The sequence below is a fragment of the Microcystis ichthyoblabe FBCC-A1114 genome, assembly GCF_050500245.1.
Classification (GTDB): domain Bacteria; phylum Cyanobacteriota; class Cyanobacteriia; order Cyanobacteriales; family Microcystaceae; genus Microcystis; species Microcystis ichthyoblabe_A.
The window spans coordinates 3,717,336-3,736,312 of sequence record NZ_CP191408.1; the positions used below are offsets into that span (position 1 = coordinate 3,717,336).

The 18,977-nt window shown below is 42.1% G+C and carries 16 protein-coding genes; 13 read left to right on the plus strand and 3 right to left on the minus strand.

Annotated elements, in window-relative coordinates; translation table 11 throughout:
- Positions 1–135 precede the first annotated feature (135 nt).
- The 8 genes from ACQY1Y_RS18005 (at position 136) to ACQY1Y_RS18040 (ending at position 10,931) form a co-directional block, all read left to right on the plus strand.
- The gene (locus tag ACQY1Y_RS18005; protein WP_430013272.1) at positions 136–1,389 is read left to right on the plus strand and encodes a helix-turn-helix transcriptional regulator; all 1,254 of its coding nucleotides are present in this window, start codon (positions 136–138) and stop codon (positions 1,387–1,389) included.
- 117 nt (positions 1,390–1,506) lie between these two features.
- Positions 1,507–4,518: a type III-B CRISPR-associated protein Cas10/Cmr2 gene (gene cas10 / locus ACQY1Y_RS18010; protein WP_430013273.1), complete on the plus strand. Its 3,012-nt coding sequence runs from the start codon at positions 1,507–1,509 to the stop codon at positions 4,516–4,518.
- A complete protein-coding gene (locus tag ACQY1Y_RS18015) occupies positions 4,518–5,642 on the plus strand; it encodes a type III-B CRISPR module-associated Cmr3 family protein (RefSeq protein ID WP_430013274.1) in 1,125 nt (374 codons plus the stop codon). Before cas10 ends, ACQY1Y_RS18015 begins: the two co-directional genes overlap by 1 nt.
- Positions 5,643–5,648: 6 nt before the next feature.
- Entirely contained in the window at positions 5,649–6,428 is a 780-nt protein-coding gene (cmr4, locus tag ACQY1Y_RS18020; protein WP_002751432.1) for a type III-B CRISPR module RAMP protein Cmr4, read from the plus strand.
- Positions 6,429–6,437: 9 nt separating this feature from the next.
- Entirely contained in the window at positions 6,438–7,001 is a 564-nt protein-coding gene (locus ACQY1Y_RS18025; RefSeq protein ID WP_430013275.1) for a Uma2 family endonuclease, read from the plus strand.
- A gap of 20 nt (positions 7,002–7,021) precedes the next feature.
- On the plus strand, positions 7,022–7,417 hold the full coding sequence (locus tag ACQY1Y_RS18030) for a hypothetical protein (RefSeq protein WP_016515600.1): 396 nt from the start codon (positions 7,022–7,024) through the stop codon (positions 7,415–7,417).
- A gap of 63 nt (positions 7,418–7,480) precedes the next feature.
- Positions 7,481–9,478 (plus strand): type III-B CRISPR module RAMP protein Cmr6, encoded by a 1,998-nt coding sequence (gene cmr6 / locus ACQY1Y_RS18035; RefSeq protein ID WP_430013276.1) that lies wholly within the window; start codon positions 7,481–7,483, stop codon positions 9,476–9,478.
- Between the two features lie 4 nt (positions 9,479–9,482).
- Positions 9,483–10,931: a hypothetical protein gene (locus ACQY1Y_RS18040; protein WP_430013277.1), complete on the plus strand. Its 1,449-nt coding sequence runs from the start codon at positions 9,483–9,485 to the stop codon at positions 10,929–10,931.
- A gap of 462 nt (positions 10,932–11,393) precedes the next feature.
- On the opposite strand, the gene ACQY1Y_RS18045 is transcribed toward ACQY1Y_RS18040, so the two are convergent.
- Positions 11,394–11,666 (minus strand): lipopolysaccharide assembly protein LapA domain-containing protein, encoded by a 273-nt coding sequence (locus ACQY1Y_RS18045; RefSeq protein WP_002751442.1) that lies wholly within the window; start codon positions 11,664–11,666, stop codon positions 11,394–11,396.
- Between the two features lie 406 nt (positions 11,667–12,072).
- Complete coding sequence (locus ACQY1Y_RS18050; protein WP_002737059.1) at positions 12,073–12,525, minus strand: hypothetical protein; 453 nt, start codon at positions 12,523–12,525, stop codon at positions 12,073–12,075.
- Between the two features lie 231 nt (positions 12,526–12,756).
- Between ACQY1Y_RS18050 and ACQY1Y_RS18055 the strand changes: the two genes are divergently transcribed.
- From ACQY1Y_RS18055 to ACQY1Y_RS18075, 5 genes are all read left to right on the plus strand, one after another.
- Entirely contained in the window at positions 12,757–13,608 is an 852-nt protein-coding gene (locus ACQY1Y_RS18055; RefSeq protein WP_002736085.1) for an alpha/beta fold hydrolase, read from the plus strand.
- A 337-nt stretch (positions 13,609–13,945) separates the two neighbouring features.
- Positions 13,946–14,254, plus strand: coding sequence for a DUF6679 family protein (locus ACQY1Y_RS18060; protein ID WP_002735547.1), 309 nt, complete (start codon positions 13,946–13,948; stop codon positions 14,252–14,254).
- Between the two features lie 159 nt (positions 14,255–14,413).
- Complete coding sequence (locus ACQY1Y_RS18065) at positions 14,414–14,875, plus strand: cupredoxin domain-containing protein (protein ID WP_002735338.1); 462 nt, start codon at positions 14,414–14,416, stop codon at positions 14,873–14,875.
- Positions 14,872–15,957 carry a calcium/proton exchanger gene (gene cax / locus ACQY1Y_RS18070; RefSeq protein ID WP_002735957.1) on the plus strand — a complete coding sequence of 362 codons (1,086 nt, stop codon included), beginning with the start codon at positions 14,872–14,874 and terminating at the stop codon, positions 15,955–15,957. Before ACQY1Y_RS18065 ends, cax begins: the two co-directional genes overlap by 4 nt.
- Before the next feature lie 43 nt (positions 15,958–16,000).
- Positions 16,001–17,620, plus strand: coding sequence for a S8 family serine peptidase (locus tag ACQY1Y_RS18075; RefSeq protein ID WP_042790774.1), 1,620 nt, complete (start codon positions 16,001–16,003; stop codon positions 17,618–17,620).
- 94 nt (positions 17,621–17,714) lie between these two features.
- On the opposite strand, the gene ACQY1Y_RS18080 is transcribed toward ACQY1Y_RS18075, so the two are convergent.
- Complete coding sequence (locus tag ACQY1Y_RS18080) at positions 17,715–18,977, minus strand: DNA cytosine methyltransferase (protein ID WP_002737923.1); 1,263 nt, start codon at positions 18,975–18,977, stop codon at positions 17,715–17,717.

Genomic DNA, 18,977 nt, shown 5'->3' on the forward strand with positions numbered 1-18,977 from the left:
ATGATACCCTAAAAAGCCAATAATTTAACCCCTCGATCGAGCGGCTGATTTTTCCAGTCCTGATCGGATTTTCTAGCCCTCGGAGTGAAGTAAATTTATATCGGCTTTCCCCTTGACTGAACCGATTGCATCTGTATGACTCAGCACCCCAAATCCCCTAGGGAAAGAACACTGCGTGAACGAGATAGTCGCGAGTTCCAGCGACTTATGCTCCTGATCGCCACCCTCGTCCGACACCCCGGAGTCGGTTATCAAACCCTCGATCCCTCGGAAAATTACCATTCGGGGAAAGATCACAACGCATTAACGGAAGTACAGGAACGGGTGAGAGAACTCGCCGCCACCCTCGCCCTCGGTTGGCCCGCGGAATATCCCTCCATTGCCACCCTGAGAAAAGACATAACGACCCTACGGGATTACAAAATTCTCGATCGCCACATCTATCGCTGGGGGTATTATCTCGGCACCGGGGTTATGAGTCCCGACGAACTTAAAATCGCCTTTGATGCACTCCGCTCCCGGGCCCTCTATCAGGGTGATCCGAGAATCCGTCAGGTCTATCACCAACTCGATCGCCGTCTTCAAGGGTTTACACTCGGCTCCCGGGCTGACTTTCTCTATCCCGTCTGGGAACAACTCGATCGACCGATCAACTATACCGATCCGGAAGAGATGATGGAACGGGGAAAATATCGCCAAACTTTATACGAGAAAATCGACACCCTAGAACAGGCCATTGTCCGGGGAGAGGTAATCGAGATCGCCCGACCGATCGATCCCTATCAAAAGAAATTTACCGGGCCCTTCCCGATCTATCCCCTCCAGTTAATTTACCGTGACATTGGCTGGTATCTCCTCTATGAAACCTATCCCGATGGCTGTCTGGCGATCGGCCGCCTCAATCGTTTCGCCGGTCATTGTCGAATCCTCCCAGAACCCTCTCGCTCCCTCGAAGAACAGCGCCACAGCCTCAATAATGCCCACAAACTGATTAAAAATGGCTGGGGCTTGAATTTGGGGGATTTAGCAGCGCAAAAATTGGAATTAGCGGCACAATTAACCCTAATTACCGTTAAAGTTCGCTTTTTTCATCCTGTGAGTTACTTTATCCGGGAGGGAGAAGCACGTCACCCCCGGCAGCAGTTGACAAATCCCCAGATCGACCCGCAGACGAAAATCCTTAACTCGATCGATTACCACATCGCTCTCCCGTCCCGTTCCCTGGAAGAATTTCTCTGGTGGGTACAGCGCTATCTCGAACAGGCCCAGATTCTCTCTCCCCCAGAAATGGCGGAAAAACACTGGCGATCGGCGCAAATGTTGGTCGATCGATATTCTCCCCCAACAGACGATAATCATAGTAAAAAATTCATACCACCAGAAACTTAGACAGGATCAGCTTTTGAAGCTTTTTAGAAAAATCTTCAAAATATCGTGTTATCTCTAGAGGTTCCTAAGGCATATTGATATACTGAGAACATCGGTCAGCAAGGAGTTGAGGCGTTTATGGCCCTAGGATACTGGCAAGCGAAAATCTGGGGACTACTACACGATCCCGTCTTCAAAGCCCTACATAGCAACTCAGGACGCGGTGATAACAGCTTCTGGAGAGATTTAGAAGTAATGAAGTTGTGGGGAAAACATAACCCCGAAAAATCGACTAAAACAATTCTCAAACAAATCAAACTAGCTGACTATATCACCTCAGCCAGCGATCGATCGGCGATCGGTAGTTTAACCCAATTCGTTAACTACGATCGAGAAACAGGTCTAGAATTGCGTCACCTCCTCTCCGGAGAACCCTTAGATCTCAAATTAGCCGACACAACCCATAAGAAAATCGCTTCTAACCGCACAGATTACTTAAAAGAACAGGAAAACCAACTATTTAACCAAATTCCCGCCAGATTACGCACAGGAATCTCAGAAAACGAAGCTAAAGAACTATTTTGGTGGTTATGGCGCTGTCTTCCCCAAGCGGCGACGAAATTACTCGATGACGAAAATCTGCTTTTAATGCCCGCCGAAACCAGAATACCGGACGGATCGATCTGGAGTCATGCCAGTTTAACGGCGGCCATCGCCGGGGCCCTAGCGGGATATGATCTCACCTCCGAGGATGTGGTCAATAAATGGCCGACAGGAAAACAATTATCCCACGCTTATCTCGTTAGTTTCACCTTTTCCCCTGTGCAAGAACTAATCAAAGCCAGCCGCAAAATGCGCGATTTTTGGGCAGGTTCTTGGATTCTGCACTATCTATCTGCTCAAGTCTGCTGGCAACTGGCCCAACAATACGGTCCTGATAGTTTGATCTATCCCTCTCTCTACGCACAACCCTTAATCGATCGATGGTTACTAGAGAAATATCCCGATTTTAAACCCTGGATCGACCCACCGAGCGATCGACAATTACTAACCGCCGGATTTCCCAACATTATTATCCTCGTCTTGCCCAAAGATAAGGTGGCAGCGGCCATGCAAACCGCTAAATCTAGTTTATTAAAAGAATGGAAAGAAATTAGTCGGCAAGTTTTCGAGGAATTGGGAGAACGTCACTGGATGCCCAAATTAAAAGAAAATAGTCGTACCTGGGACAGTTGGTTAAATGCCCAATGGCAAACCTATTATGTGGGAGTCCCCATCGGTAGAGAAGACCAACTCCTCACCAGTAGCGAAATTTACCAAGAAAACGAAAATAGTGCCGAAAATCAAGCCGAAGACCCAGAAAAAGCGCAAAGCTGGCGAGACAAACAAAACGAACTTTATAATCTAAGTGGCGACAAGGCTTTATTCTTAACAAAAGAGCAGGAATTTCTGCAAAAAGCTGGAAAACTACGCCTTGAGAAATGGAAAAAACATCCCTTTAGTTCTAATGTTGGTTCTTGGTGGAGTAGTGCTTTCGATCAAAACCGTTCGGCCCTTGCTGCCGTCAAAAACGCCCGCGATTGGCAGATTCCCACCGCTTTCGGCCCCCGTTCCACCATTTCTGGACTTGGCCCCGTCGTCCATCCCGATAGTAACAACGATTGGATTAGCGAAAAAGCAAGCAAAGAATATTGGCAACGAAATGCCGGATTATTCGATGGGATCGAACAACTCAACGCCACCGAAACCGTTAAACGCGGATTACACCTAATCCTGCCAAAACTCTTAAAAAATAGCGACCAAAAGCGTCTAGATGCCGCTTATCCCGATTTAACCGTGGGAGTCGCCGGTTATCTCAAAACAGGCGGTGATCTCGACCATTTTCATCGAGTTTGTCGCACCATCTCGCGTAGGTTAAGAGAAGACGGGAAAAAGATTCCCCCGGCACTTACCCAACCCTGGGGAATCCCCTACATTGACGATCACATCGAACCAGAATATAAACGTTATCACCCTCGATTTCTCAATGCGGGATGGTTAGTAGAAGAACTAGAGATTACCGATGAAGAAATGGCTAATTATCGCCATCAATTAAGCCAATTAATTGACCAAAACTATCCCCACAATAACCCGGCTGATTGGTATGTTATCGCCAGAGGAGACGGTGACGGAATGGGGGAATGGTTAAAAGGCCAAGAAATGAAACCCTATCGAGAATATATCGCTAAGTCACTTCATCAATACGCCGATCATCCCCCGACCGAAACCGATACCCTAGAAAAAGAAGTACAAAAAGCTTTTGGCGATTTTGTCACCCTCGATAAACGCATGGGACCATCTACCCATAGCGCCCTCAGTCGCGCCCTTTTAGACTTCTCTAATCAACTCGTTCCCTACCTCACCGAACAACGCTATGCAGGACGCTTAATCTATGGTGGCGGTGATGATGTTCTCGCCTATACTAATCTCTGGGAATGGGATAAATGGTTATGGGATATCCAGCAATGTTTTAAGGGAGAAAAAGACCCCCATGGGGAATTTAAGAACGCCGGTGACTATTGGCAATGGGAAGGCGAAAAACCTGCCGAAAATCTCTCCAAACGTCCCCTATTTACCATGGGAAAGCGGGCGACTATCAGTTTCGGTATTGTCATCGCTCATCATTCCGTACCCCTTGCTATCGCCCTAGAAAATCTCTGGGAAGCCGAGAAAAAAGCCAAGGAACACGCCTATAAAGGCTTTGACGGCAAAAAAGTCAAAAAAGATGCTGTACAAGTGCGCGTTCTCTACGGTAACGGTAACGTCCTAAAATCTACGGCTAAGTTTGATGTTTTTTATCAATGGCAACAACTTCTCGCCGGTAATTCCGATGCCAGTTTATTCGAGGCAGTGGCCGGCCTTTGGCAACAGCATCCTATACCAATGATAGAAGCGATCGAGGTTTGGGTCAAGGCGTTCTCTAGCCGTCGGGAAAATCTAACAACAGAGAACAGAGAAGCTTTTCAAAAAGACCTAAGCAACTTTCTCAAACATCTTTGGTTAACCACGGAAAATGATCCTAATGATCTTAACGAAGCCGTGCGTAGCTGGATGAAACTAGCGGCTTTTATGACTCGAAAAAGAGAGATTAAGATCGGAGGTTCCATTTAATGTATTGGTACACAATCACTCCCCTAGATGTTCTTCTCCTACGCGATGCCAAACCCTTTAGTCCAGGAGAAAGAGCCTGGGCCGGAAGTACATTTCCCCCCAACGGTCACACGATCGCCGGTGCTTTAAGTGCTTTACTAGATCGCTCTAAAAATAGTTATTTTAAAATCACCGGTCCATTCCTATCTTTTGCTGGAGATACTTTATATCTACCCCGTCCTTTAGGATTCGCCAATTCTGACCCATTAATTCCTGTTTCTTGGAGTGATAATTTAACGATTTCAGAAAACCATATATTTTGGGATCGATCGAAACCTGCCCCCTTAGCTAAGGCTAAACCTAACAAAAATTGCCAAAATCGAGAAAATCAAGAGGAAGAAGAGAACGAAAGTAAATATCGTCAGTATCTACCTTTTGAAGTTATTCTCGATTATTTAAAAACAGGAGCGATCGATCCCTCTCAATGGTTAGTAAAACACAAAGGAGAAGATAAACCCTGGCAAGAAGAAATTCGTTCCCATAATGCCATGAAACCGGGAAGTAAACAGGTAGAAGATGCCGATGGATACTTTGTGGAAAAAGCGATCCGAATGCTACCCGGTTGGAGTATAGCGATCGGAATTGATGTTAATATTCCCACTCCCACAACTTTGCGGTTAGGAGGAGAAGGACACCGAGTTATACTGGAAAAATGCGATAATTTAGGTCAACAATGGCAAGAGTTAAAACAAAAATCCGAGGAGAACTTTAAACAAATAAATAAAGCGATCGCCTATCTCGTTACCCCCGGTATTTTTGAACGCCGTCACGATAATAATCAAGCCATTTGTCGCTCTTGGCCCTGGGAATGGAAACTCGCCCATACTGTTAATAGTAATCAGAAACCGGGCAATCTAGTCAGTGTCGCAACCGATCGAGCTATCCCGATCAGTTGCCGCATTCAATCAAAAGAAAATACTAGCATTCCCGCTCCCCAAGTCTTCGCAGCCCCCGCCGGTAGTCAATACTATTTAAATCAACCCGATCGCCTATTTCAAGAGCAGCCCAATAGTCCCGAATATCACCAACGCTGGCGCAAATTAGGCTACTCAGAATTACTTTGGATCAACTATAAAGGAGAATAATTAATCATGAACTTAATCCACTTTTATCTACTTTCTCCCCTACACACAGGAGGAACCACTCAAGAGGGGAATCTAGTGGGTATTGCTCGTGAATCCCATACCACTTTACCCTATATTCCCTCCAGTACAATTCGCGGGAAAATCCGTTCTTTAGCTACCGAAGAAAACCTAAAATTTAAGTTATTCGGTAATGAAATCGATAAAGGTGCAGAAAACTTGGAACAGGGAGACATCTGGATAGGAGATGGTTCGATTCTCTGGTTGCCCGTCCCTTCCCTTAGTCACGGTGTCGTCTGGATCACTTCTCCTTTACTTCTTCGTCGTTGGACAAGATTAACTAATCCTAGTCTGACAATTCCCCCCGAATATAGCTGTAGTTTTAAAAAGGCCAACACCAACGTTTATCTCAAGGATGCCATTCTCAAGGTCGATGATCTAAAAGACTGGTCAAATTGGCCAAGTTTTATTCCCAAAAACTCTGTCAGCAGTGGCATTAATAAAGTCTTAGTATTACCCGATCAGCATTGCACGACTCTAATTCAAATGAGTTTATGGAGACAAGTTAAAATTAAATTAGATGAGCATAAATCCGTCGATGGAGGATTTCGTTATGAAGAAGCTATTCCCCCCGACACCTTAATGTATTTTCCTTGGGGTATTACCTCTCAAGCTAATGGAACCAGACAACAATCCCAAGCTGATTTTAAACAGTTATTAGCAGATAATGACATTCTACAAATCGGTGGACAGGAAAGTTTAGGACGTGGTTTTGTGCAACAATGGTAGAGGTAATTTATGACAGCTAATCTTGCCTTAGCTAAATGGTCAGTGGTCGATTATCATCGCATGATTGCGGCGGGAATTTTAATCGATCGGCGTGTAGAATTACTGAATGGAGATATTCTCGAAATGAGTCCAGAAGGCCCTTTACATAAAGACAGTGGAGAAGGATTAGCCCACTTTCTCCGTCAACGTCTCAAGGATAAAGCATGGGTAAGAGAAGTTGGACCCATTACCTTAGAAAACTCAGAACCTGAACCCGATATCGCTGTAGTTTTTCCCCCTCGTTCTCGCTATCGAGATCATCATCCCTATGCTGATGAAATTTTTTGGTTAATCGAAATTTCTGACTCAACTCTCAGTAAAGACTTAACCGAAAAAAAACATATCTATGCCCAAGCTGGTATTGCAGAATATTGGGTAGTTGCCATCAAAAATCGAGAGATTTATGTTTTCCGTCAACCGATAAATTCTGATTATCAATATCAAGAAAAATTTAGTACAGGAACTTTATCCGCTGCCGCATTTCCCGATATTGTTATCTCTCTTGATACCCTTTGGTCAGGTAATATTTTTTAACTTTTGGAGCCAAAATAACCATGACATTCGACCCTAGAACGATTAGCAATCCCGTATTCACTGCCTTGCAAAAATTGTCCTCAGCCACTGCTGATAATAGTCGCCGCAAAGAACAAAAAAATCAAGCTATTGAACTTTATACCTATCTTTCTACTTGGGGAATGATGCGCCTAAAAGCCGAAGAAACTGCTATTAGTAAAGACAAAGAAGGCAAGCGAGAAGTTGTTAAAATATACTTTGAGTGTCTTGAAGAAATCTCGAACAACCGGAATATAGCCAACCCACAAGGATTAGACACATTAAAAAAACTTTCCACTGATGATTATCTAGGACTAACGGGTTTAGGCTTGGAAATCGCCCAAGAATTTAGCTTCTGGGCTAATGCCATCTATTCCGATGTGGAAAGTGGGGACTAACTCAGGTAAATTGTCACCACAGTTTTTATAATTCATTGAACTAGAAAGGAAATTATAATTATTATGTCCCATAGCCCCTTACAACGTCCTAATCGCCCTCAAAAACCCACCCTAAAAAATCAAGCTATAAAACCCACAAATAACAACCAACCCTCCAGACAGCCTCCTAGGGGTGGCGGCGGTAATAATAACGGCGGTGGCGGCAATAACAATCCTCCTCCACCCTCACCGTGGTTAGACCCCGAAAACGAACCTCAACCCGACCAATCAGCCAGTTTTGTCGAATATCTCCGTTGGATGCGTGCTGCCGACTATCCACACAAAGATGCGACTAAAACCCAAATTCTGCAAACAGCCCAAGAAAATGCTAACTATACTCAGCGTCTTGAGCAACTCAATCAACGTACCCAACTGTTAGCGAAAGACGGAATCGCTTTTCAAGTCAAATCCACTTGGCGTATTCGTGTCGGTGGTCATCGTGGACCGGAAAGTATTCTTTTACCTGCCTTTGATGCCCTCGGAATGCCCTATATTCCATCTAGTACATTGCGGGGTGTTGCCAGAAACCAAGCCATCCGAGAAATCATGGCGGAAAATAATCTGGAATGGAAAGACGCGGAAAAAGAAATCGCCCCCTATTTTGGTGATATAAACGCCAAAGAGAAAAAAAATAAAACGGGTAAAGTTGTCTTTTTTGATGCCTATCCTTTACCTTCTAAAAACGGGGGGTTAGAAATGGACATGGCTAATAATATTTGGTCATGGAAAGATGATTCTCTAGAATATTCTCCTAACCCTAATGCTTTTTTCTCTCTCAAAGAAACAATTTTTTTAATTGGTTTACGTCCAGCTAGTAACTGTCAAGATGAAAAGATACTTGAACAGGTAAAACAATGGCTGAAAAAAGGTTTACAGCTTGGCATAGGTTCACAAGTCAATACAGGTTATGGACAATTGATCTTATCTGGAAAAAACCCAAGATTAGAATCGGAATTTTATCGATTGGATTTTGAGCTAGAAGGTCAATTAATTCATGGTTATCAACGATTCACCCAATGGCAATGGAATGAGCGACGCAATGAATGGCAAATGCGGAGCGCACCCGTTGCAGAAGTTCGTCCGACAGCCTTTAAATCGATGATGCGATACTGGTTTCGTGTTTTTGCATCTGGAGTTTTACCTATTAACAAAGTTCAAGAGATTGAAGCTAAATTAATTGGAGGTATTAATCCTAAAAAATACGGTGTTCAAGAGATTGAATCTGAATTATTTGGCGGTATTAATCCTAAAAAATACGGTTATCTACAAGTGAATATTCTTGAGGGTAAAGTTACCCAAAAAGAACCTCGAACCAATCCTCAGGGTAAAAATGATCCCTGTGGTGAACAACGGGGAACTTTAGTCTTATCTTTGTCTTCCGAAACTCCAAAAGATAAACAAGAAGCTGTCAAAAAATTAGCTAAATATTTGACTTGGTTTTTAGCTAATATGGGTGGTATTGGTCAAGGTGCGAGAAGACCTAATTATTCTCGCAAAAGTCGTGAAAGCGCCCCATGGTTTCGTGGTTCTACATTTTATATTGACAGTGAAGAAGATTTTTGGGCAATGCCCAATAATGTGCAGGGGTTTAAACAACAATTTCAGCAAAGATTGCGAGATTTTTATAAATCTTTAAATCAAGTTACTGGCACTAATATAAACTCTAATAATTTAAGGATAGCTGGTCAAGTTTCTCAAAGTAATTGGATTGATGCGGCCGATAGTAATTGTCAAATTTTTGTCTGTGCAGGAAATGAACAAAGAGGTAAACCCCATGCTTTAGCAATTCTTCACAGTGATACTTTGAAAATTACCGGTAAAAATGGTCAAAGAGAATGTGATGGTAATCTCTGTGGTAAAGTCAGTGGTGGAGCTAAACCTTCTCCCGTGTGGATTGCTGATTTAGGAGATTACCAGATAGTTACTGTATTTGGTGCTAATCTGAATCCACGTCAAGAGTTTATCAGGCAATTAAGAAGTAATACAAGTCCTCAAAATTTCGCTCAAATATTCCCTTTATAATCTCATGAAATCAATTTTAGTTGCAACGATCGGAACCAGAGATTTAATGTTTCAAGTCACCACTGGTGACTGGTATAATATTGGCGATGATCGCATGAAAGGTGATATTCTCGGAGAACAGATAGAAGTAGTGTCTGATTTAGCTCTGACCGAAAAATCATCTTTTCGAGAAATATCCCAATACCTTTGGGAAAACATTGAATATTATGGCGATCAAGTAAAACCAGTCATTCTGGGTAAACTTTTGGAAGATAAAATCAATGATCTCGAAAAAGTTTATTTAGTAGTAACTGATCAAAATGAAACAGTAAAAGAAAGAGAAAAAGATACTCTTTACTCAGGAGAATTAATTAAGTATTGGCTAAATAAATTAAATTCTGATTTGGTAGTAAATATTCTCTATATAGGTAGAAATGATGAAAACCCTTCTAACTTCGAGAAAATGTTCCGTTGGTGGCAACAAGTATGGAAAGAAAATATAGAACCTCAACCCGATCAACCCATTTTATTGTGCTTAAAAGGTGGGGTGGGGCAAGCTTCAGAAGCGTCGAGAATTTCGGGATTGAGTTTTTATGGAAACGATATTAAATTCTATGAATTTATTCCCACTCCTCATGACAATCAAAAGGGCATTTCTTCAGATTACACAGGGCCTTTTTTAGGGACTAACTATCTTTGGGATCGCACTCGACAACAAGCCCTACAATTATTAGAACGCTATGATTATGCTGGTCTTCAGAACTTAGTTAAACCTTACTATGAACAAAATAAACAAAAATGGAAAGAAACTTATGCTCTAATTAAATCTGGAGTAAGCTGGAATCAAGGACAATTTGAAGATTTTTTTCAATCCGCTTCTTTTAGTTTCAATAATCAACAAAAAGAGCAGCATCAACAATATTGGTGGATGGCCTATGAACAAGCTTATACCGCAGTAGTTAGACTAAAACAAAAAAATACAACCGAGGCTATGCTTCATAGTTTCCGAGCGGTAGAAGGCTTAATTTATGAGTGTTTAAAACATGAATTTAAAGACTATATGGTTAATTCTGAATATACTTATTCATCTTTACAATCTTCGGTCTTAACTAAGTATCCTGATTTGAGCATATTGTTTGTTAATGGGACAAATAAAACTGACATATTATTAGACAGTCGCAATCAACAACGAGTAATTGAGTTGTCTATTAATGTCGATCTAAAGGATTGGGGTTCTGCAGAATTGCGTAATCTTAGAAATCGATTATCTCACAAATTAGGTGGCATTAGTGAGAAGGAATTATATCAAGCTTGGGGAAAAGATACTTACAATCAAAAAGACTGGGAAAAGCGAATTTTAAATTGTCTCAATCTAATCACAGAAAATAAATTTAATTATTTATGGCAAGGAAGTTTATTTGCTTCTATTCATGAGAGAGTCAGAACAGCTATCAAAAATTATAATGTTGTTTAAAGTACAAAATGCAATTAGCTCCTACAATATACACCCGGGATGCTGCCGATAAATGGCTCTCTTGTTCTTGGTGTGATCTCGCGTAGCGAGCGCGTTGCGACCAGTTTAACTTATATAAGACCGATCGATCTTTGTGTCCTTTGTGTCTTTGTGGTTCGTTCCAGTCGCTCGCTGGCAAGACTGTATCTTAGAACACATTTTACCCACCAAACCCTAAGAGAACCGATAAATTAGCCAGTCAAAAGACTATTTAGGGTGTGCTGAATAAATCTAAAAACCTTGTTGGATAAGAATTTTAGACTTTTTTCCCATCAAAAAGTGCCAGACCTTGGGGTGATCGGGGGGGAAATTTAGGCACTTTTTCCCTGAAAATTAGGTAATTGACCCCCTGAAAATCGGTAAAACCCTACACCCCACACCCCACACCCTACCCCCAGGAAAAACTTTTTCAGCAGACCCTATTTAAAAATCAAACTCGTCTAACCCCGATTCTGGGGGAGAAAAGCGACTGCGAGGAGATTTTTTCGACTTTCTGAAAAAAGCGGGAATAACTGCGGCCATAAAAAATCCCATTCCCAAAGAAAAAGCCAATAAAATGCCGATGGGTACTTTAATTGACTCAAATTGTAGAAACTTTAAAGAAACTGGTTGGATATTTTGGATAGCAAAAACTGCCATGGTCATAATCCAACCACCGACAATAGCACTAGCTAAAAAATTAGTGATTGTATTCATGTTTGTCCTCGCTAGGTTTGTAGGAGATTTTTTAACCTTTTGTAGGCTAAGTAGGTAGGCTTGAAAAATTATCAGATGCCCCCCTTATTAAGGGGGGACTAAGGGGGGATCGTCACCCCCCTTATTAAGGGGGATCCCCCCGCCTTCGGCTTCCCCCCTTATCAAGGGGGATCCCCCCGCCTTCGGCTTCCCCCCTTATCAAGGGGGGCTAGGGGGGATCGAACCTAAAATCCATTTTTAATTTAATTATAACCAGCTACTTAATTTGGGAGTTATATCCCTATTAATTTAACTTTCCTGGGGCGGAAATTACCGTTAATTGACTAAAACGTTACAATTGTCGATCGATCTCAAATAAATCTCGATCGCGATAATATAATTGTAGTCTGATCGCCCTCAGCTAGAGCTAGTAAATATAAATAGCACCCTGTTGATTGAGGTTAAAGGTGGTATAACCGGGGGTACTCCCCGGAACTTTGGTAACAGTAATCGTGACTAAATTATCTTTATTGACTTCTACGGCATAGATTAAACTAGAAGAATCGGGATCCGAGGCGGCATTAGCCCGATTAATCAGAATATATGCTGGAATTACGAAACCTTTTAGGGTTGTCTCCGTACCAGGAGATAATAATTGGGGAGAGGAATCAATATTGGCCGATAGGTCATAATTGAGGTCAATATCGGTTTGATTGATGATTTTAATCTCCACAGGACGACTCATATTCACCCTAGCGACAGGCTGCCAAGGACCCGGTTGAAAAGTGGTAGCGGGGGGATTTTGAGCGGGTAAAGAGGGGGGAAAAACTAATCCCAGACTGAAGACGAGGGAAAGAGTTAAAAAGCGATCGCATTTCATAGATAAATCCTGGTCTAGGGTTGTCATCCTATTTTAGGGAGGTATCCCCAGTGTTTTATACTTAAAGTAGAAGCTTTTGAAATTGTCTATAGCATTGATTGATCAGCTATCAGGGAAAATCCTAAGCTTCCCTGATTTTGCTCTATAAACAAGGCTAAATACACCGATTTTTCTCTAGAAGTTTCCCTAGTAACCCCTATCAACGGTTTAACTTAGGTTGAGATTGATTATATGCCTACCATCGACATATCGGGAGTATCCCACAGTTACGAGTTATTTTCGCCCCAAGCGGATAAACCGGTTTTAGTCTTTATACACGGTTGGCTGCTGAGTCGTCACTACTGGCAGCCTTTGGTAGATATTCTTTCCCCAGACTATCCCTGTCTAGTTTATGATCTCCGGGGCTTTGGCGACTCCCAAAAAATCACCTCTAACAGTCCTCCTAGCAGTTATAACCTTGAATCCTACTCCCAAGACGTTATTACCCTTCTTAACCGCTTAAACCTCGATGCTGCTTGGTTAGTCGGTCATTCCCTCGGTGGTAGTGTTGCTTTGTGGGCCGCGGATAGCTGTCCTGAACGCATTAAAGGGGTAATCTGTATGAATGCCGGCGGCGGCATCTATCTAAAGGAGGAATTTGAGCGATTTCGGGAAGCCGGAAGACAGATTTTAGAGAGAAGACCGCCTTGGTTGCCCCGTGTTCCCTTGATTGATGTTTTATTCTCGCGGATGATGGTCAAGCAAACCCTAAGTAAAAAATGGGGCAAACAGCGAGTGATTGATTTTGTCCGGGCCGATTACCAAGCGGCCCTGGGGTCACTTTTGGAAACCACCACTATCAGCGAAGTTCATCTTTTACCCCAGATTGTCTCCCGTCTCCCGCAGCCGGTCTATTTTCTGGCGGGGAAAGAGGATACGATTATGGAAGTTAAGTACGTTAACCATCTGGCCAGTTTTCATCCCTTGTTTGAAACTGGCGGCAACGTGATTGAGTTATCCGATTGTGGTCATTTTGCCATGCTTGAACAAACAGCAGCGGTGGCCGAAAAGATGATGGCTATTTTAAATCAGCATCGGGGTTAGGGGGTTTAAGTGTTGAGGTTTTAGTGGAAATTTCCCTATCTCCCCATTTCCCGATTCCATCCACAGATACTGTTATGAAGTGAAAATTTATGTAACAATGACTCTATAAGGGCGATTTTTTACCGATCGCCGAGGCCGTCTATTAATCGAATCGATGTCTTTGAAGAACGTAGTCCCAAACTGGAAACCTGACTTTCCTTTCCCATTCTTGCCACTACTAGCGGAATTTTTCTCCTTTTTGTGTTACCCACGGGAATTCTTGAGCTATTGCTGAGATTGGCATTTTTTCACTTCCCGTTAGTTGAATTCAACAAAAGAAGCTGTTTAGGAGCAATTTATGTTACACCGCAAGATTTATCAATTCTGTATGGATGGTCAGGAAGTCTGCATTTTCTTGCGCGATCAGCAAAGATGGATTGATAATGCTCGTATTATCGATCTAGAAAGCGATCTCGTCACCATTCGCTACGAAACAGAAGAAGAAGACGAGATTAGTTCTTGGGAAGAAATGGTGCGTTTAGAAAGTATCGGTGCGGTGAGCAGAAAACTGGCCTCCGTGTCGCGGACGAATCCTGATATTAATGTCTCGGAAGATTGTCCAGAAGCAGAACAACTTTATCCCCATTCTCCCGATAGCTTAGATTAATTTTGTCGATTTAACTGACAGTGGCTAGAAGTCCCGAGGTTTGAACAGTGGCCAAGGGACTTTGAGGGAATGGAAGGGAAGAGAGCCGCTAAGAATCGCCACTTGTTCTAAAATTATCGTCAAAGCCGCCAGATTTTCTCTATAAGCTGCAGGAGCAAAATGAATTCTAATCCCTACTTCCCTGTCCAGGATATCTATCAAAAATTTGTGGCAGTAGTAATAGTTTTAATTAGTTGTTGGTTAGTGACTTTTCCCGCCTTCGCTGCATCCGCCCCTCTAGAAGTTAAAATTAGTCTAGGCTCCGGGCAAGGAGAATTAAAATTCTTTCCTAGTCAATTAGACTTTATTGCCGGACAAAAATACAAATTAATCCTCGATAATCCCAGTCCTACTAAACATTATTTTACTGCTAAAGACTTCGCTGATGCTAGTTGGACCCAGAAAGTTGAAGCGGGAAAAGTGGAGATTAAAGGGGCAATTCACGAACTAGAATTAAAACCTAATGCACAGGCGGAATGGGTGATAGTTCCTCTCAAAACTGGTAAGTATAAATTAATCTGTACTATTCCGGGTCATGCCGAAGCGGGAATGGTGGGAGAAATTGCCATTAATAACCCATGAATTTAAGAAAAATTGTCTCCTTTGCTTTCCTATTATTTATTCCCCTATCGGTGGTCGCTAGTCGTCTTAATTGGGGAGATCAAGCTATTTTTATTACTGCCGCTTTATCGATCATTCCCCTGTCAATTTGGTTAAGTACGTCTGTGGAAAGAGTTGCCGTAGTAACCGGGCCAACTTTGGGAGGATTAGTTAATGCTATCTTTGGCAATACTACCACTTTAGTTATTGCCTTAATTGCCCTAAAAAAAGGCTTGGTGGACATCGTACAAGCCAGTATTACTGGCAGTATTCTCAGCGATTTATTATTATTTATGGGCATGGGAATGCTCACGGGAGGAATTCGCTACAAAGAGCAGGAATTTAAACCGATTTTAGCGCGGGTAAATGGTTCTTCCATGACTTTAGCAGTAATAGCGATCGCTTTACCAACTTTGGTAATATATACTTCTAACGTGGTGGAAGTTGCCGATATTCTCAGTCTTTCCCTAGTCACCGCCACGGTTTTATTAATAGTTTACGGGTTAACTTTATTATTTTCCCTGAAAACCCATAGCTATCTCTACGAAGTGGGATTAAGTAACGAAAATACCCCCGACAATCAGGTTAGTGAGGAAGAAAAAGCTCAAGTCTGGATTTGGTTACTTGTGCTGCTTACTTCCACCGTAGCTGTAGCCTATGAGTCGGATTTATTTGTTGATGTAGTGGAATCGGTGATGGAAGGATTTAATCTCACTCCTCTCTTTATCGGGGTGATTTTTATTCCTTTAATTAGCGATGTTTCTGGAATAGTTACCGTCACTCAATTAGCCCTAAAAAATCAGATGGATTTAACGGTTTCCGTGGCTATGGGTGATAGTTTATTGGTGGCTTTATTCGTGGCACCTTTATTAGTTTTTATCGGTCAATTTTGGCAGCAGCCGATGGATTTAAATTTTAATCCCTTTAACGTGGTGGCTTTGATTGTAGCGGTGGTTGTCACTAATTTAATCAGCTTTACCGGTCGTTCCAATTGGTTAGATGGAACCCTATTACTAGCCACCTATTTAATCTTGGCAGTGGCTTTTTATTACCATCCCACCTAGCCAAAAAAGAGATTTGGGTATTTTCTGAGATTTCTGTCTTAGAATGGATCGGTATCACCTTACTGCCGCAGGATTGCTGATGATGAAAAGAGGGTTTTGGTTTGTCGTCGGGTTAGTAGTAACGATAATTCTGCTTCCTTCCCTAGTTCTTTCTAATTCCATCGGTGAACAGGGAATTTATGCCGATCGCCTGCGGGCGGAACCCTATAATTTATTAGGGCGAAAAATTGCCATCGGTCAAGTGGAAATCGGACGACCGGCTCAGTTCGGTTATGATAAAGTGGCGGCTTGGCAGCCTCCCTATAAATTAGCTGGTGTTTTTTTTCGCGATCAAATTGCCAAACCCAACACCTATCTAGATAATCACGCCGCTATGGTGGCAACGGTGATGGTCAGTGATGATAAAAAAATCCCCGGAGTGGCCCCAAAAGCGAGATTATATTCGGGGGCGGTGGGTTCTTTGCGACGCGGCGGACAACCGGAAGAATGTCTTACCAGTCAAAATATTGCCCGACAAAATAGCGGTGATGTGCGAGCAATTAACTTTAGTTTTGGGGAATCTTTGCAAAGAGATCAACGACAGGAACCAAAATTAGATGGTCAAGCTTTATTAACTCAATGTGTTGATTGGTCATCGCGAGTTGAGGATGTTCTTTATGTAATTGCCGGTAATCAAGGTAAGGGAGGAATTCCCATTCCCACCGATCATTTTAACGGCATTACTACCGCTTATACAGCGACAAGAGAAGGAAAATTCACTAAAGTTGATTTTGCTAATATTAGTGCTTTGCCGGTGGGTATTGGTCGCAGTTTAATTAAACGGGAAATTAATGATGGTTCGCGACGGTCAATTAATTTAGTTGCTCCCGGCAATAAAATAGAGCTTTATGACCTCAAAGGTAAATTAAATACTGTTAGTGGCACCAGTTTCGCCGCTCCTCATATTACGGCATCGGTGGCACTTTTACAAGAATACGGCGATCAACAAATTAATCAAAAAAATCCCCATTGGAGTCTCAATTCTCGTCATCATCAAGTGATGAAGGCAGTTATGCTTAATGCTGCCGATAAAATTAAAGATACGGGGGATGGGTTACGGTTAGGTATGAGACGGACAGTCTTAACTAAAGACCAAAAAACTTGGTTAGAGTCCGATGCTTATAAAGATCCGAAAATTCCTTTAGATATGCAGATGGGGACGGGACATCTTAACACTTTTCGCGCCTACCAACAGTTTAGTAATGGTCAATGGTCGGCCGCAGAATCTATTCCTGCTATTGGTTGGGATTACACTACAGTTACCGCTAATGGTTATCAAGATTATGCCCTAGAGAATCCCTTAAAAGCTAATAGTTTTGTTTCGATAACTTTAGCTTGGGATCGTTTGGTAGAATTAATCGATACTAATCGTAATAATCTCTATGATATCGATGAAAGTTTCCAGGATCGCGGCCTGAATAATTTAGATGTTTATCTTTTACCTGCTCAGGAGGATAATAATGCTAAATACACCTGTGCTTCCCTGAGTGATAGTGATAGTTTAGAGCATATTTTTTGTCCTGTCCCCATCTCTGGAAACTATAAAATTCGGGTTCAATATCGTCAACAAGTTAACGAGAAAGAACAAGCTTTTGCTCTCGCTTGGTGGACGGTTCCCGAATAATAAAAATGATAGTAAATTCTGTTTAAAAAGTATAGGAGAGTGAGAAGATGGGAGCGAGTTTGTCAAGTTCGATTGGCAGTTAATCGTACTATCTCTAAGATACACCTCGTTTTCTTTTCGCGATAACATCGTCAGAGATTCCCCAATAGTTTGATGCCTGAGACATATTATATAGCAATAAGTCTTCGGGCATTTTTTCCAAAATAAGCTGGTCGAAATTGGCTGGATTAATATTCATTGCTCCCATCACAGAAGAGCCAAGTTCTTTCGATAATAGCGGAATAACTGCATTACCAATCTCGCGAAAACCATGCCATATTGTGCGGTGAAACTGAAACCAATCGGGGAATGTATGTAATCTGGCGGCTTCTCGTACAGTAATACAACGAGGAATAGAATAGTGAATGGGTCTAGGAGCAGTATAGGCCCCTTTGTCACTATTAGTTCCGGCCCGGAGAGTATTACATAAACCAGTGGGAGAAAGCTTGAAAAAGCGACTTTTTGGTTCCACTGTACCCGGTTCGGTTATGATAAATCTATCAATTGATCTTTGGGTATGAACTGAGCCTATATGTCCATAGATTTTTGTATCTACTGTTCTTTGATGGCAAAGTTTAAAAATATCCCCTGGCTGCACTGAATATTTTTTCCTCTTACCACTATAATCTAATTTTGATGCGGGTATGCCTAAATCAGTATCGATAAAGGCCGGTATTAATTCTAAATCTGAAATCGCATCATAGACGCTGGTAAAAGCTGATTTTTTGGCTGAGTTTAAATCGACGGTCTTTGTCAAAGGATATTTAGCCATCGGCACGTCTTTTCGACTACCAATTAAGATTAATCTTCTGCGCTTTTGTGGTGCGCCATATTCACTGGCATCAAGGATTTTAATTGGCTGATTAATTGTATAGCCAATAGCTTCAAATTCAGAGATTAACTCCTCTAAAAATTGTTTATGTTTACCCGTCGCCATGCCGGGAACATTTTCAAAGATAAAATACTTGGGTTTAATTTCCCCTACAATCCGCAGATATTCAAATACAAGAGAATTTCTAGGATCATCTATTTGTCGTTTACCAATTAATGAAAAACCTTGGCAGGGGGGACCACCAGCAATTAAACTAACATCGGTGGCATAGCCTTTTAGTTTTAATAATTCCCATATTTCTCTACTTGTTACTTTGGCTATATCCCGGCAGATAGTTTGACAATAGGGAAAGTTAAAATGATGAACCAAGGAATGGACTGCATCAAACTCCACCGCTACAGCAATATCAAATCCCGCCGCTTCTAGACCAACGGACATCCCACCGCAGCCAGCAAATAAATCGATCGCAATTGGTCTATGTTTCAC